General features: G+C 71.9%; 12 protein-coding genes. 6 read left to right on the top strand and 6 right to left on the bottom strand.

All coding sequences use genetic code 11. From position 1 onward, the window contains the following. Positions 1 to 466 precede the first annotated feature (466 nt). Positions 467 to 1153, top strand: coding sequence for a hemerythrin domain-containing protein (locus ACIPSE_RS39170; RefSeq protein WP_401672775.1), 687 nt, complete (start codon positions 467 to 469; stop codon positions 1151 to 1153). 12 nt (positions 1154 to 1165) lie between these two features. Here the strand turns inward: ACIPSE_RS39170 and ACIPSE_RS39165 are convergent, their stop codons facing one another. The 3 genes from ACIPSE_RS39165 to abc-f all read right to left on the bottom strand — a co-directional run bounded on the left by ACIPSE_RS39165 (position 1166) and on the right by abc-f (position 5221). Next, complete coding sequence (locus ACIPSE_RS39165) at positions 1166 to 1729, bottom strand: CGNR zinc finger domain-containing protein (protein WP_401672773.1); 564 nt, start codon at positions 1727 to 1729, stop codon at positions 1166 to 1168. Positions 1730 to 1854: 125 nt separating this feature from the next. Continuing rightward, positions 1855 to 3507 (bottom strand): ABC-F family ATP-binding cassette domain-containing protein, encoded by a 1653-nt coding sequence (locus ACIPSE_RS39160; RefSeq protein WP_401672770.1) that lies wholly within the window; start codon positions 3505 to 3507, stop codon positions 1855 to 1857. 79 nt (positions 3508 to 3586) lie between these two features. Further along, positions 3587 to 5221 (bottom strand): ribosomal protection-like ABC-F family protein, encoded by a 1635-nt coding sequence (gene abc-f, locus ACIPSE_RS39155; protein WP_401672767.1) that lies wholly within the window; start codon positions 5219 to 5221, stop codon positions 3587 to 3589. Positions 5222 to 5598: 377 nt separating this feature from the next. Between abc-f and ACIPSE_RS39150 the strand changes: the two genes are divergently transcribed. The 5 genes from ACIPSE_RS39150 (at position 5599) to ACIPSE_RS39130 (ending at position 11721) form a co-directional block, all read left to right on the top strand. Next, positions 5599 to 6321 (top strand): molybdopterin-dependent oxidoreductase, encoded by a 723-nt coding sequence (locus tag ACIPSE_RS39150; protein WP_401672765.1) that lies wholly within the window; start codon positions 5599 to 5601, stop codon positions 6319 to 6321. Further along, entirely contained in the window at positions 6269 to 6961 is a 693-nt protein-coding gene (locus ACIPSE_RS39145; RefSeq protein ID WP_401672761.1) for a cytochrome b/b6 domain-containing protein, read from the top strand. Before ACIPSE_RS39150 ends, ACIPSE_RS39145 begins: the two co-directional genes overlap by 53 nt. A gap of 40 nt (positions 6962 to 7001) precedes the next feature. Continuing rightward, positions 7002 to 9230, top strand: a complete 2229-nt coding sequence (locus ACIPSE_RS39140; protein WP_401672759.1) for a SpoIIE family protein phosphatase — start codon at positions 7002 to 7004, stop codon at positions 9228 to 9230. A 237-nt stretch (positions 9231 to 9467) separates the two neighbouring features. Further along, a complete protein-coding gene (locus ACIPSE_RS39135; protein ID WP_401672756.1) occupies positions 9468 to 11066 on the top strand; it encodes a tannase/feruloyl esterase family alpha/beta hydrolase in 1599 nt (532 codons plus the stop codon). A 43-nt stretch (positions 11067 to 11109) separates the two neighbouring features. Then, on the top strand, positions 11110 to 11721 hold the full coding sequence (locus ACIPSE_RS39130; protein ID WP_401672753.1) for a DUF308 domain-containing protein: 612 nt from the start codon (positions 11110 to 11112) through the stop codon (positions 11719 to 11721). A gap of 98 nt (positions 11722 to 11819) precedes the next feature. Here the strand turns inward: ACIPSE_RS39130 and ACIPSE_RS39125 are convergent, their stop codons facing one another. The 3 genes from ACIPSE_RS39125 to ACIPSE_RS39115 form a co-directional block, all read right to left on the bottom strand. Further along, on the bottom strand, positions 11820 to 13052 hold the full coding sequence (locus ACIPSE_RS39125) for a cytochrome P450 (protein ID WP_401672751.1): 1233 nt from the start codon (positions 13050 to 13052) through the stop codon (positions 11820 to 11822). Between the two features lie 149 nt (positions 13053 to 13201). Next, positions 13202 to 14086, bottom strand: a complete 885-nt coding sequence (locus ACIPSE_RS39120) for a Bax inhibitor-1/YccA family protein (RefSeq protein ID WP_401672749.1) — start codon at positions 14084 to 14086, stop codon at positions 13202 to 13204. A 250-nt stretch (positions 14087 to 14336) separates the two neighbouring features. After that, the gene (locus ACIPSE_RS39115) at positions 14337 to 14804 is read right to left on the bottom strand and encodes an SsgA family sporulation/cell division regulator (RefSeq protein WP_401672746.1); all 468 of its coding nucleotides are present in this window, start codon (positions 14802 to 14804) and stop codon (positions 14337 to 14339) included. Positions 14805 to 15042: the final 238 nt, after the last annotated feature.

The raw sequence follows: 15042 nt of genomic DNA, 5'->3' as shown, positions 1-15042 counted from the left end.
GCACGTTCCCCATTCGGAAGGCTCTGCACTCGGACACGCGGAGGACGGAGCCTTGACGGGATCTCCGGAAACCGGCCCACACCCGGCTCCGTTGCCTGTCCCCGCACCGGCGGTCCGAGTCCCCCCTCGGGACCGCCGGTGCGCACCAGCACCGCACCCCCGACGGCGTTCCGTCCCCGGGGCGAACGGTCTCCGGAGACGGATCCTCCGGGGCACCAGGCTCGGGTCGCTGCACCGGGCGCCCGTGCCGGTACGGCCCGCTCTCCCTGCTCCCCGGCGGGGGCGGAGAGAGCGGGCCGTACTCATGCCGTCAGGCTGCGCCGGCCTCCGGCGGGCGCATGTCGACAAGAAGACACATGTTCTCCATGGGAGGCACATACCTATACACTGTGAGCGACGCCACTGAGGTGCCGCTTTTCGCGATGGCGTGTGCGTGAACCACATGAGAAATGAGCAGAGGCCACGGATGTCTGTCTCGCAGCTGCCGGCCGGGGAGGGCGCCCTCCTCTTCGAGGAGTTCCTCGCCGTCCATACAGTCGTGAACCGGGGTGCCCAGCTCGTCGCCGGGTCCTTCACCCGGCTCGCGGGCGGTGCGGCCGTGGACACGAAAGTGCTGGTCACGACCGCGCAATGGCTGGTCGATTCCGTGCGCCGACACCACCGGAGCGGCGACGAACTGCTCTGGCCCCTGCTGCGCGAGCGGTTTCCGCTCGCCGTCCGTCGTCTCGACCGGCTCACCGACGATGACGACACCCTGGACGAGCAGCTCGTCCAGCTGGCCGACGTCGTCGCGCGGATGACCGAGGAACGCGCGGTCGGCGGATCGGTGGGCTGGGGTCACGCGATGCGGGAGGGCACGGTCGCCTCCCATCAGATCCTGGACGGTCTGACCCGGCAACTCGCCGCCGAGGGAACGCTGTTGGAAGAACTCTTCGCCAAGTCCCCGGACGAGGACGTCCCGGGACTGCGCAAGGCGGTGGCCGGTGCCCTCCCGCGTACCGGGACACACCTGGTCTTCGGCCTGCTGGAGCACCCGGAGCCTGTCCCCGGCCGGGAACGTGTGCACGCCGGCTTCCCGCAGCGCGTGCGATGGAGCCGTGGGCTGCTGCTGAACAAGTTCCGCAAGACCCTCAGGGAACTCGCCGCCGAGTAGGCCGGTCAGCGATCAGTGCGCGGCCCCGGCGGGCACCGTCTTCTTGCGGGCGCGGTACGCGGCGGCCTTGATCTTGTTGCCGCAGGACTCCATGCCGCACCACTGGCGCCGCATGCCGCGCGAACGGTCGATGTAGACGCGGGTGCACTCGGGGTTGCCGCACTCCTTCAGCAGGGGCACGTCCTCACCGCTGAGCAGTTCGACGGCCTGCCGGGCGACCGTCGCGAGGGCCTGCTCGGGGGTCGCCTCGGTGAGTCGTCCGGCTGGGGTGAGCTGCGGCGTCACGGGGGTCCTGCGCGCGGCGGCGTTCACCGCGGCGAGCGCCTGCGGGTCGAAGTCCTCCCCGAGCCGACGGTCGGTGATCAGCCGGTAGAGAGCCTCCCGGACGGCCGTCGCGTCCCGGACGTCGTCCTCGTCGCCAGGAGTGATCGTGTCCACCAGGCCGGACTCGAGGTACCAGGCGTTCAGCCGATCCGGCGTCACGAACATCTCGAACCGGGTCGAGCGCCGGGCCCGGAGCGTGGCCGCGAAGTCCAGGGCCGGGTGACCGCATACGAAGACATGGTTAAGATTCACATCACCATTTTGACAGGTGACTCCTGTCGAAGGCAAGGCTGATCCGTGGACGCCGGCGTCGGCACGGTCGCTGCTGGTGGTGTGGGGCCGCGGTCGGCGGCGGTGGTGCGGGGTCGCCCTCGGCGTCAGCGCAGGTGCACGGCCTCCCGTCGGCAGCCGTCCGCCTCCAGCACCAGCTCACGCCCCTGCCATCGCCGACGCAGCCAGCGGTCGTGACTCGCCACCACGATCGCGCCCGGACCGGGACCCAGCGCCGCCTCCAGCTCGTCGCACAGGGCGGGGGAGAGGTGGTTGGTGGGCTCGTCGAGCAGCAGCAGCTGGGGCGGACGGGCGACCAGCAGCGCCAGCGCCAGACGCCGGCGCTGGCCCACGGACAGTTCCCCGACCGGTTTGCCGAGGTCGCCGTCGTGCATCAGGCCGAGCGAGCCCAGCGGCGTCCTCTCGGCCCGCGCCGCTCCCAGCGCCAGCTCGTAGGTGTCCCGGACCGTGCGCCCGGGCCGCTCGAACACGGTGTCCTGGGTGAGCAGCCCCACCGTCAGCCCGCGCCGCCGACGCACCTCGCCCTCGGCGGTGAGCCGCCCCGCGAGCACGGCGAGCAGTGTCGACTTGCCCGCCCCGTTGCCGCCCATGACCAGCAGCCGGTCGGTCGGCGCCACCTCCAGGCCGGCCAGCGCGAGACGGTCCGGCACCCGTACGTCCCGCAAGGACACCAGCGGCTCCGGGCCCTCCTCGGTCCGCGCGGCGAGTTCCCCGCCCGCGAACCGCAGCGGCCGGGGCGGCTCGGCGACCTGCGCGCGCTCCAGCTCCTCCAGCCGCCGGGTGGCGTTGCGCACCCGGCGCGAGATCTGGCTCTGCACCCGGCCGGCCCGGTGGCCGTAGCCCATCTTCTCGTTGTCGGTGCGGCCCCGGTCCGGCGCGACCCGGTGCGCGGTCACCCCCGCCGACTCCCGCAGGCCCGCAAGCTCTTCCTGCTCCTCGGCGTAGCGGCGCTCCCAGCGCTCCCGTTCGGCGCGTTTGTGCGCCAGGTAGGCGCTGTAGTCGCCGCCGTAGCGGACCGGGCCGTCCACCGCCGGGTCGAGGTCGATCAGGTCGGTGCAGACGGCGTCGAGGAACGCCCGGTCGTGGCCGGCGGCGACCACGGTCCCGGGCAGGGCGCGGAGCTGCTCCTCCAGGAAGGCGGCGGCGCCGTCGTCCAGGTGGTTGGTGGGCTCGTCGAGGAGCAGCGCCGACGGCCTCCGGACCAGCAGCGCGGCCAGCGCGAGCCGCCCGCGCTGTCCGCCGGACAGCGAGCCGAGCGTCCTGTCGTGCCCGAACCCGCCGAGGCCCAGGCCGTCCAGGACCAGGGCGGCGCGGCGGTCGGCGTCCCAGGACTCCCGGTCCTGGGCCTGCTCCAGACGTCTGCCGTAGGCGTCGAGGAGTTCTTGGTGGCCGGGGTCGTCCTCGGGGACGAGGGCCAGCCGTTCACCGAGCCGGTCCAGTTCGGCGAGGTCCTCGCGGGCCTCGCGCAGTGCCCCGGCGAGCACGTCGGCGAGGGTGGAGGCGGCGTCGTACGGCATCTCCTGGTGGAGGAATCCCAGGTCGGCGGGGCGGGTGACGCTTCCCGCGTCGGGTTCGTCCACACCGGCGAGCACGCGCAGCAGGGTGGACTTGCCGACGCCGTTCTCCCCGATCAGGCCGATGCGCCGGCCGGGGGAGGCGGTCAGGGAGACGCCGTCGAGGACGCGACGGCCGCCCAGACTGCGGACGAGGTCATGGGCGAGGAGAGCGGGCTGGGGCATGCGGAACCGTCCAATGTGATCGGTGTACGGCCCGCCGGGCACAAGGCCTCGGACGCGGGCCACTGCACACGCCGGCGGCTCACACCTCCGGCGCCCCCGTCTCCGTGAGCGTTCCGTCGGCCAGCCGCAGCCAGCGGTTCACACCGATCTCGGCGAGGAACCGCTCGTCATGGCTGACCACCATGAACGCGCCCTGGTAGGAGTTGAGCGCGCTCTCCAGCTGGCCCGCGCTGACCAGGTCGAGGTTGTTGGTGGGCTCGTCGAGCAGCAGCAGGTGCGGGGCCGGTTCGGCGCACAGCACACAGGCCAGGGTGGCGCGCAGCCGCTCGCCGCCGGAGAGCACCCCGACCGGCAGATGGGCCCGCGCGCCCCGGAAGAGGAAGCGGGCGAGCAGGTTCATCCGCTCCGCCTCGGGCCGCTCGGGTGCGAACGCGGCGAAGTTCTCCGCCACCGTGCGGTCCAGGTCCAGCAGGTCCAGGCGCTGCGAGAGGTAGGCGATCCTGCCGTCGTTGCGCCTGATCTCCCCGCTGTCCGGGGCGAGTTCACCCGTGACCAGACGCATCAGGGTGGTCTTTCCGGCGCCGTTGGGGCCGATCAGCGCGATGCGCTCGGGTCCTCGGACGGTCAGGTCGACGCCGCCCGCGGCGAACACGTCGCGGTTCCCGAGGCGGACCTGCATGCCCTCGCCGAGGAAGAGGTTGCGTCCGGCGGGCACCTGGGTGTCGGGCAGCTCCAGAGTGAGGCGCTGCTCGTCGCGCAGGGCGCGTCCGGCCTCGTCGAGGCGGGCCTTGGCCTCGCCGACCCGGGAGGCGTGCATCGTGCCGGACTTGCCCGCGGCTTCTTGGGCGCCGCGCTTCATGTTGCCCGCGAAGATCTTGGGCAGACCGGCGTTCTTGAGGTTCTTGGCGGCGTTGCTCGCCCGGCGCTCGGCGCGTTCGCGGGCCTGCTGCATCTCCCGCTTCTCGCGCTTGAGTTCCTGCTCGGCGTTGCGGACGTTCTTCTCGGCGACCTCCTGCTCGGCGCGCACGGCCTCCTCGTACTCGGTGAAGTCGCCTCCGTACAGGCGGAGTTCGTCGCTGCCGAGTTCGGCGATGCGCTCCATGCGGTCCAGCAGTGCCCGGTCGTGGCTGACCAGCAGCAGACAACCGGAGAAGTCGCCGAGCACGTCGTAGAGCTGGTGCCGGGCCTGGAGGTCGAGGTTGTTGGTGGGTTCGTCGAGCAGCAGCACGTCGGGGCGCTTGAGCAGTTGGGCGGCGAGGCCGAGGGAGACCACCTGGCCGCCGCTGAGCGTGCTCAGGCCGCGGTCGAGGGTGAGGTCGGCGAGGCCCAGGCGGTCGAGCTGGGCGCGGGTGCGTTCCTCGATGTCCCAGTCGTCGGCGATGGTCGTGAAGTGTTCCTCGTCGACGTCGCCGGACTCCACGGCGTCGATGGCGCGGATGATCGCGGCGACTCCCAGCACCTCGGCGACCGTGAGACCGCCGGTCAGGGGGAGGGACTGCGGGAGGTAGCCGAGGGTGCCGCTGACGGACACCGAGCCGGTGGCGGGCTTCAGTTCACCGGCGATCAGCTTGAGCAGGGTGCTCTTGCCGGAGCCGTTGGGGGCGACCAGGCCGGTGCGGCCGGTGGGCATGGTGAACGACAGGTCGTGGAAGACCGGGGTGTCGTCGGGCCAGGAGAACGACAGGTTCGAGCAGACGACGGAGGCGTCGGACATGGAGATGACCTCGGGCGGTGTACGGGCAGAGAACAGACTTCTGCCCTGGGCAGACGTGGGAAAAGGGGTACGACGAGACAGACCACCCCGACGGCTCTCCCGAGCGTCGGCCGATGGCCGTCAGATCCGGATCTCATCCGGAGATGTCGTCTTCACCCGCCACGTCTGCGACTCCTCGATACACGGTCAACGTCCCTCACAGACTAACAGCCGCCGTCCGGATCCGGTCGGTGGTGTGCCGGGTCCGCCTCATACGTGTGCGTGAACGCCTCCGGTTGACAGCGCCGAGACCGCCATGTCAGCATCGTCACCAGTTAAACAGGTGACGATGCTGGAGTGGTTCGGCACGTTCACATGTGTCGGAAGGAGCGCACACCATGGCGGAAAGGCCGAAGCCGAGGGCCGAGGGTGCACCGGTGGGACGACGGGCGATGCTGGGCATGCTCGGCGCGGGAGCCGCCGGGCTCGCCGCCGCGCCCTATCTCCAGCGTGGCTGGGAAGGGTTCCTCGCCAAGGCATCCGAGGCCGACCCCACCGGTCTGACCGGGCTGCTGCCCGATCCGGGCGGCTTCCGGTACTACAGCGTCGTCGGCTCGGTGCCGCACAAGGACGCCACGAACTACGCGCTGCGGGTCGGCGGGCTGGTGGAACGGCCTCGGACCTACACCCTCGACCAGCTGCGCGCGATGCCGCAGACCCGGGTCGTCCACGACGTCGTGTGCACCGACGGCTGGCGCGTGGAGAAGACACCGTTCGACGGGGTCAGGCTGGCCGACCTGCTCGACGACGCGGGGGTGCGCTCCCCGGGCGCGGCGATCCGCTTCACCTGCTTCGACGGCGCCTACAGCGAGAGCCTCACCCTGGAACAGGCCCGCCGCTCCGACGTCCTGGTGGCGCTGAACATGCAGGACAAACCCATCACCCACGCACACGGCGGACCCGTCCGGCTGTACGTGGCCCCGATGTACTTCTACAAGTCGGCCAAGTGGCTGTCCGGTATCTCGGTCACCGACAAGGTCGTCCCCGGCTACTGGGAGGAGCGAGGTTATGCGGTCGACGGCTGGCTCGACGACGCCGAGCGGTACAGCGACGCCGCCTGACCCCTCGGACCGGGTGCGGCGGTTCACCACCGCCGAGCGCTGGGTCCACCGGGCCACCGGATGTCTGATGCTGGTGTGCCTGGTCACCGCCGCCTGTCTGTACCTGGGCCCGCTGGCCCTGCTCGTCGGACGGCGGCATCTGATGGTCACGCTCCACGAGTGGTCCGGCATCATGCTGCCCCTGCCCTTCCTGCTGGGGCTCCTGTCGCCCGCCTTCCGCGCGGACCTGCGCCGGATCAACCGCTTCGCGGTGTACGACCGGCAGTGGCTGCGCGCCGTACGCAGACGCCGGATGTCGCCCGAGGCGCGCCCGGCGGGCAAGTTCAACGCGGGCCAGAAGCTCTACGCGGGCTGGATCGCCGGCGCCGTGCTCGTGATGATGTCCACCGGCCTGCTGATGTGGTTCACGGGCCTGCTGCCCCTCATCTCCCGCACCAGCGCGATCTTCGTCCACGACCTCCTGGCCTGGGCGATCACCTTCGTCGTCCTCGGCCACATGCGCAAGGCCCACGAGGACCCCGAGGCGCGGCTCGGGATGCGCACCGGATACGTCAGCCGTGCCTGGGCGCGGCGGTACCACTCGCGGTGGCTGGGGGAGGAGCGCCCCGGTAGCGTGTCCGACAGGGTGGACAAGGGCTGAAATGTCCTTTCATCGGGGACACGGTTGGCCGGAAGGGCTCATGGACGACCGCAGCGCGCCGGACGCCGAGACGTCCCGGATCGACGGTCCAGGGCGTGAGCGGGCCGTCGTCCCTGCGGACGAGGTGACGGCGGTCCTGCACCGTGCCGTCCACCAGACCGCCCACCGCCTGCGCGCGGTGGCCGCGGCCGTCTACCTGCTCACGCCCGACGGGAGCGAACTGCGCGCCGCCATGATCGGCGGCAGCCCTCCGTCCGTCCTCACCCTCCCCGGCCGGATGGCTTTGGACTCCTCTTACGCCTCCGCGCGCGCCCTGGCCACCGGCGAGGTGGCCTTCCTCGTCGACCCGGACCCGCTCGACGCCTCCGAGCCCGGTGCCCTCGCCTACCCCTACGCCGCCGCCTCCGTCCCCTTGGCGGCCCGGGGGAGCCGCTTCGGCTCCCTGACCGTGCTGCGCACCGAGAACCGCGCCGGATACGGCGACGCGGACAGCCGGCGCCTCGCCCGGATCGGCGACCGGCTCGCCGGTCTGCTGGCCGATCTCCAGGACCGAGGCGTGAGCGTCGCGCCCGGGGACCTGCCCGTTCTGGTCCCGGTCCTCGGCACCGAACCACCCGCGGAGGAGGCCGACCCGGTCGTGCGGGGCGTACCGGGTGTCCCCGGCTCCGCCGGGATGTCCGAGCTGTACGCCCTCCAGCGGCTGACCGACATGCTGAACCGGGCGACCACCATGGAGCATGTCGTGGGGGCGGCCGAGCTCTGCGTCATGACACCGCTCGGCGCGCGGGCGCTGGTGCTGGCCTCCACGGCCGAGGGCCGGCTGTGGGTGCTGGGCCACAGCGGCGACTCCTCGCTGCTGGTGCGTGAGCTGCACGGCGCCGCTCTGCACACCGACACGTTCGCCGTCCGGGCCCTGCGCGGCCGGGCCCTGTTCGACTCGGGTGGGCCCGGTCCGGGCGACGCCGCCGCCCACCTGCCGCTCGTCGGCAGCCGGCACGTCGAGGACGTGCCGATGGCGAAGGCCGGCCCGGTCCTGGGGCTGTGCTGTCTGTCGTTCGACGGGCCGCGCGGCTTTCCGCCCGAGGAGCGGGCCGTGCTGACGATGATGGCCGGACGCCTCGGTGCGACCGTCCAGCGCATCGAACTCAGCGCGGGCCGGCAGGCTCTCGCGGAGGTCATGCAGAAGCGACTGCTGCCCGCCGCCCTCGCGGAGGCCCCCCGGCTGACCACCACCACCCGCTACCGGCCTGCCGGGACCGCGGGCGGGGCGGGCGGCGACTGGTACGACCTGATCCCGATGCCGGACGGCCGGGTGGCCCTCGTCCTCGGCGACGTCGAGGGGCACACGCTGGAGAGCGCCGCCGTCATGGGCCAGCTGCGGACGGCGGTGGTCGCCTACGCCACCGAGGGGCACGGTCCGGCCGCCCTGCTGGAGCGCACCGACCGGCTGCTGTCCCGGCTCGGCACCGAACTCCTCGCCACGTGTTGCGTGGTGGCCCTCGACACCGAGACCGGGGCGGCCGAGGTGGCGCTGGCCGGGCACCCGGCGCCGCTCGCCCAACTGCCCGACGGCACCGTCCGCCGTCTGTGGGCACCGCCCAACGTGCCGCTCGGACTGCATGTGCGCGACCGCTACGGTTCCCGGGAGTACACCGTCGCGCCCGGGGCGGTCCTCGTCCTCTACTCCGACGGGCTGCACGAACCGGACCGCGACGATGTCCGGGCGCGGCTGGACGGCTTCGGCCCGCCCGCCGACACCGACCTGGAACACCTGGCGGACGGTCTGCTGCGGGACACCCCCGGCGGGCGGGACGACGCCGCGCTGCTGCTGGCCCGCTACGAGGGAGCGGACGGCGGCAGAACACCGCGTGTCGCCCGGCTGCACATCCACCGCCGCGATCTGCGCGGCGTCCGGGAGGCCCGCGGCTTCGTGCACACGTGTCTGTGCGACTGGGATCTGGCGGACCTGTCGGACGACCTCGTGCTCATCGCCTCGGAGCTCGTGACGAACGCGCTCATCCACGCGGGCAGCGACGTGGACCTGCGGTTGCGGGTCTCCGGTGACCGGGTGCGGCTGGAGGTACGGGACTCGGACAGCGATCCGCCCGTCCCCACCGCCTACTCGCTCACCGACGAGGGCAGCGCCCGTGCCGAGCACGGTCGTGGGCTGTATCTCGTCGACGCGCTGGCGCACACCTGGAACACCTCTCCCAGCGGCCGGGGCAAGACCGTATGGCTGGAGATGGACATCCCCCGGGCCGCAGGCTGACCGTCAACTGACTGATGTGAGGGGGGCGGTGCGCGGCCAGGGTGGGAGCAGGTTCCACAGCGTGCGGCCGTCCCGCACACAGGAATGTGTCCGACCCCCCTTCCGTCACCGCCTTAACCGGTGATAAAGTCTGGCTCAGTCTTCGGCGAGCCCGCTCGCCCACCCCGCCGTCCTTCTCATGTGACGTGCACACGTGTCGCAGCCAGGCGCACACCTAACCTCTTGGATGGGAAAGCAATGAAGAAAGTTCTGACTGCCCTCGCGGCCGGTGTGCCGCTGGCTGCGGCGGTGTACCTGCCGACCGCCTCGGCGGAGGCGCAGACCACCACCGCCAGCACGCCTCCGGCCTGTACCGCGCCGGCCGTCAAGGCCCCCGCCGGCACCGCGCTGGAGTCCGTGACGGCGGTCCGCCAGGAGGGCGGCACCATTCACGGCACCGGCCTCCTCGGCGGCGACGTCTCCGGCGTCCCGGCCTTCTGCCAGGTCACGGTCACCCTCACCCACCCGGGCGACGGCGACCACGCCAAGGTGCAGACCTGGCTGCCCCTGGAGAAGTGGAACGGCCGTTTCCAGGCCATCGGCGGCAGCGCCTACGGCGCCGGCGACAACGGCGTCGGCCTCGGCACCGCGGTCAAGAGCGGCTACGCGGCCACCACCACGGACGCCGGCATCGGTGACGTCCTGGACACCAGCTGGGTGCTCGACAGCGGCAACCAGGTCAACTCCGCGCTGCTGAAGAACTTCGCCTCCCGCTCCCAGCACGAAGCCGCGGTCGTCGGCAAGGCCGTCGTGGACGGCGTCTACGGCAAGCGCCCCGCCTTCTCCTACTTCACCGGCTGCTCCACCGGCGGTCGCGAAGGCTACATGGAGGCCCAGCGGTACCCCGACGACTACGACGGCATCCTCGCGGACGCGCCCGCCATCAACTGGGACGAGTTCGAGGTCGCCACCCTGTGGCCGCAGGTGGTCATGAACAACGAGAAGACCTACCCGACCAACTGTGAGCTGAACGCCTTCACCGCCGCCGCCGTCAAGGCCTGCGACAAGCTCGACGGCGTCAAGGACGGCCTGGTCAACGACGCGTCCCGCTGCGACTTCGACCCGCGCCGGCTCATCGGCACCAAGGTCGTCTGCGAGGGCCGGGAGCTGACCATCACGGCGGCCGACGCGGCCGTGGTCCGCAAGATCTGGGACGGCCCGCGCACCACCTCGGGCAAGAAGCTGTGGGCCGGTGTCCCGGTCGGCGCCGACCTGAACGGTCTGGCCGGCTCCAAGGACGGCCAGGGCACGCCCTTCCCGGTTCCCGCCCTCTGGGTCCAGCTCTTCCTGAAGAAGGACCCGTCCTTCGACCTCACGAAGATCACCTACAGCGACTTCACCCAGCTGTTCAAGCAGTCCCAGGCCGAGTACGACAAGGTCATCGGCACCGACGACCCGGACCTGTCGGACTTCCGCAAGTCCGGCGGCAAGCTGATCTCCTGGCAGGGCCAGGCCGACGAGTTCATCCCCGCCCAGGGCACCGTGGACTACCGCGAGCAGGTCCAGCGGAAGCTCGGCAGCAAGAAGACCGACGACTTCTACCGTCTCTTCCTCGCCCCGAACACCAGCCACTGCGGTCTCAACGGCCAGGACGGCTCGGCCGACGGCCTCGCCGCGCTGACCAACTGGGTCGAGCACGGCAAGGCGCCCGGCACCCTGCCCGCCACGCTGATCAACGCGAGCGGCGAGAGCGTCGAGCGCGACCTGTGCGCCTACCCCGCGGTCTCCCGTTACAAGGGCCACGGCGACCCGTCCCTCGCCTCCAGCTTCCGCTGCGTCTCCCCCTCCCGGCACTGACCGGGTCGGCGTCCACCACTGACCTGAGAAAGGCCGAACCGACATGAGCACCCCGACAGTGACCTCGGCCTCGACCCCGACCGGCCAGGCCGGCGCGGAAGAGCGCTCCTCCCTGCTGAAGCTGTACCTGATCCGCGGCATCCTCGCCGTGGCGTGGGCCCTGGCGTTCGCCGGTGTCCAAGGGGACCACCAGGACCTCGGCGCGGCGGCCATCGCGCTGCTGGTCGTCTACCCGCTGATCGACGCGGTCTCCTCGTTCATCGACTACCGCGCCACCCCGGACGGCTCCGAGCGACAGGTCACCGCGTTCAACGGGGCACTCAGCACGCTCGCCGCCATCGCCCTCTGCCTCGCCGGGGCCGGCAGCCTGGAGGCGGCGTTCCACGTGTTCGGCGTATGGGCCCTCGTCTCCGGCGGCGCCCAGGTCATCGTCGGATGGCGGCGGCGCGGTCCCGAGCTGGGCAAGCAGTGGCCGACCCTGATCTCGGGAGGCCTGTCCTTCCTCGTCGGCATCACCTACAACATCCAGGCCGCGGGCGACAACCCCACGCTGGAGGTGCTGTCGGTGTACGCCACGGGCGGCGGGGTGTGGTTCATCCTCCAGGCCCTGCTGCTGGGCTGGAAGTCCCGGCAGCTGCGCACCCGTACCGCCTGACGGCCGTACCCCTCCCTTCCGGAACGTCCCGGCCCGCGCCCGCACGGCGCGGGCCGGGACGTCTGTCGTAGAGGGCTGGAGGTGCGGTGCGCGGGCGGTCAGGCGACGCGGTAGCGCACCGGGAGGGACAGCACGCCGCGGATGATGCCGGAGCCGATCCACTCCAACGAGTCCGGCGGGACGTCCAGTTCGAGCTCGGGGACGCGGGCGAGCAGGGTCCGCAGGGCGATGACCGCCTCCAGGCGGGCCAGCGGGGCGCCCAGGCAGTAGTGGATGCCGTGGCCGAAGGCCAGGTGCCGGGCGCCCGGCCGGGTCACGTCGAGCACGGCCGGGTCGCCCTCCTCGGCCTGCGGGGCGTCACGGCCCGCCGCGCCCAGCGCGACGACGACCATGCCGCCCCGGGGGATCGGCACGCCGCCCAACTCGATGTCCTCGGCCGCGTAGCGGTTGGTGGAGCGCTCCACGGAGGTGTCGTGGCGCAGGAACTCCTCCACGGCCCCCGGCATCAGCTCGGGCCGCTCGCGCAACAGCCGCAGCTGGTCGGGGCGTCGCAGCAGGGACAGTACGGCGTTCCCCAGCAGGTTCACCGTGCTCTCGTGACCGGCGACGACCAGCATCAGGGCCGTACCGACGAGTTCCTCCTCGGTCAGCCGGCCGTCCCGCTCGTCCCGTACGCCGACCAGGGCGGACAGCAGGTCGTCCTGGGGAGAGCGCCGTTTGTCCGCCAGGAGGCCGGCCAGCAGCCCGTGCAACCCGGCCAGCGCCGTGCGGTGTTCGGGCGAGGCCACCCGGAGCACCTGGCCCGACCAGCGGCGGAAGTCCCGATGGTGTTCCTCGGGGATGCCGAGGAGTTCCGCGATGACCGTGGCCGGCAGGGGCGCGTTGTACGCCTCGACGAGGTCCGTCACACCCGCGGGCGCCAGCGCGTCGATCAGGTCATGGGCGATCTGCTCGACGCGCGGCGCCAGTTCGGCCGTACGGCGTGGGGTGAAGGCCGCCGCGGCCAGCCGCCGCAGCCGGGTGTGCTCGGGCGGGTCGGCCTCCATCATCTGGGCGCCGAGCCCGACCGACGGCTTGTGCAGGACGTAGCCGGCGGCGGCCAGGGCCTCGGCGGCGGGAGTGGCGTCCTTGAGCAGGGCGGGATGCGTCAGCGCCTCCCGGGCCAGATCGTGGCCGACGACCACCCAGCCCTTCAGGCCGAGGTGGAACTCGGCCGGGTGGATGGGCCCGAGGGCCCGCAACCGGGCGTACCGGGCGGGGGCGTCGGCCTTGAAGGCGGGATCGATGACCACCGGGCCGGTCTGGTGCGGGCATTGCTCGTCGCTGCTCATGCGGTGCTCTCCCGTTCTGGAGGTCGGGCCGTCGTCATGGCAACGAGCACCGCCCCGGCCGGGTTCACGGCATGCGCCCCGCGCACGGGCACGCCGAAGGGGCACGCGCGGTGCGCGTGCCCCTTCGGCTGCCGGAGTGTCCCGGGACGTCAGTTGTCGCTGTTGAAGAGGGACAGCACGCGCAGCACCTCCAGATAGATCCACACCAGCGTCATGGTGAGACCGAAGGCGGCGAGCCACGCCTCCTCGCGCGGGGCACCGTAGGTGACGGCGTCCTCGACCTGCCGGAAGTCCAGGGCGAGGAAGGCGGCGCCGAGCAGGATGCCGACGACACCGAAGGCGATGCCGAGGCCGCCGCTGTGGAAGCCGAGGCCGTCGCCCGCGCCGAACAGGGAGAAGAGGGAGTCGGCGACCAGCAGGAGCAGGAAGCCGGTCGCGGCGGCTCCCACGAATCCGGCGAACCGCCGGTCGACCCGGATCCAGCGCAGCCGGTACGCGACGAGCACGCCCGCGGCGACCGCGAAGGTGCCGAGCACCGCCTGGACCACCACGCCGGGCGAGATGTACGTCGAGACCGTGCTGGAGAGCACGCCGAGGAACACCCCCTCGAACGCCGCGTAGCCGAGGATCAGCGCCGGGGACGGCGTCCGCCGGAACGACTGGACCAGTGACAGGACGAAGGCGACGAGAGCCGCGCCGACGGCCAGGCCGTACGACATGCCGAGGTTCGCCTCGTCGACCGGCAGCAGCAGCCAGGACAGTACGGCGGTCAGGACCGTGGTGCCCAGCGTCATGGCGGTGCGGACGACGACGTCGTCCATCGTGACGGCGTTCCCGTCGGTCCGGTCGTCCACCGTGACGGCGTTCCCGTCGGTCCGTGCGGACGGGTCCGCGCCGGGGGCGTAGGGGTTGGTGAGGTAGTCGTCGGGCCGGCCGCCGACCGGAACACCCATCGGCTGCCGTGCGGGGGCGTCGGCCCGGCCCGTGGCACGGGCGGCTCCCCAGCGGGAAAAGATCGGGTTGCTGGACCTCACGTCGTTCCTCCTCGTCCGCCGCGCATCGGCGGCCTGCCGCACAGGCGTGGTCGTCGGGTGCCCGGGCGGCATACGTGTGACGTCGGCCGAACACGCCGGACCGATGACGGCCACTCTGTTCGTCACCACTCTGACAGGTGACGCCGAGGGAATCAAGTCATCGCAGGACCCCGCCCACGGCATGCGGCAGGGCCCGGTCACATCACTTGGAGGCGCCCGGTCACGTCGGACCACGGGCGCCTTGGGGCCGTCACGCGGCGGGCGCCTCGGGACCGTCCAGCAGCTCCGCCAGAAAGCCGTCCCAGTCCAGGCCGTCCATCTCGGCGGTGGACGGGGTGATGCGATACGTCGCGTCCAGCCACTCGCCCAGCGACGCGGTGGGCACTCGGAAGAGCGCCTCCACCTCCTGCGACTCCAGGAGCAGCCAGGACGAGGGCTGCTCCTCGGGCAGCGTCGGCCACATCCGTACGTCGCCGGAACCGCTCATGGCCGACAGGCCCAGCTGGAGCAGCCCACGGCCGATGTGCCAGATGAGGCTCGGACCGCGCTCCGCCAGGAACTCGACCGTGATCACCGCCGGCATGTCCGGGTCGAAGCTGAACTTCGCCCGCATGGGCAGCCGGGTGAACTCGTCCAGCATCTGGTCGAGATCGAGGAAAAGCGAAGGAACGAACTCGGGCGCCGAACGCGCCCGCAGGGGTGACTGATCACGATGCACGACAGGAGTTCCCCTCCGTGGGACGAAGTCTGCGCTCACCACTCTTCGCCGGGAACCGCGTCCGCACATCGGTCAGTTGACGGTCGCAGGACAGAGGCCGGACGGGGTGGTTGACGGAGAGGCGACGCCGGTGCGCGGCTCTCACGGGCGCGGGACCCGCCCCGACACGCTGCCGGGATGCCCCCGACGGGCCCCGGGAGACGTGACGTAAGTCAATTGTCCGACCGCACCGGGCACT

The organism is Streptomyces sp. NPDC090106, from assembly GCF_044747265.1.
Classification (GTDB): domain Bacteria; phylum Actinomycetota; class Actinomycetes; order Streptomycetales; family Streptomycetaceae; genus Streptomyces.
The sequence above is the reverse complement of the archived record's forward strand: the minus strand, read 5'-3'. Positions and strand labels throughout refer to the sequence as shown.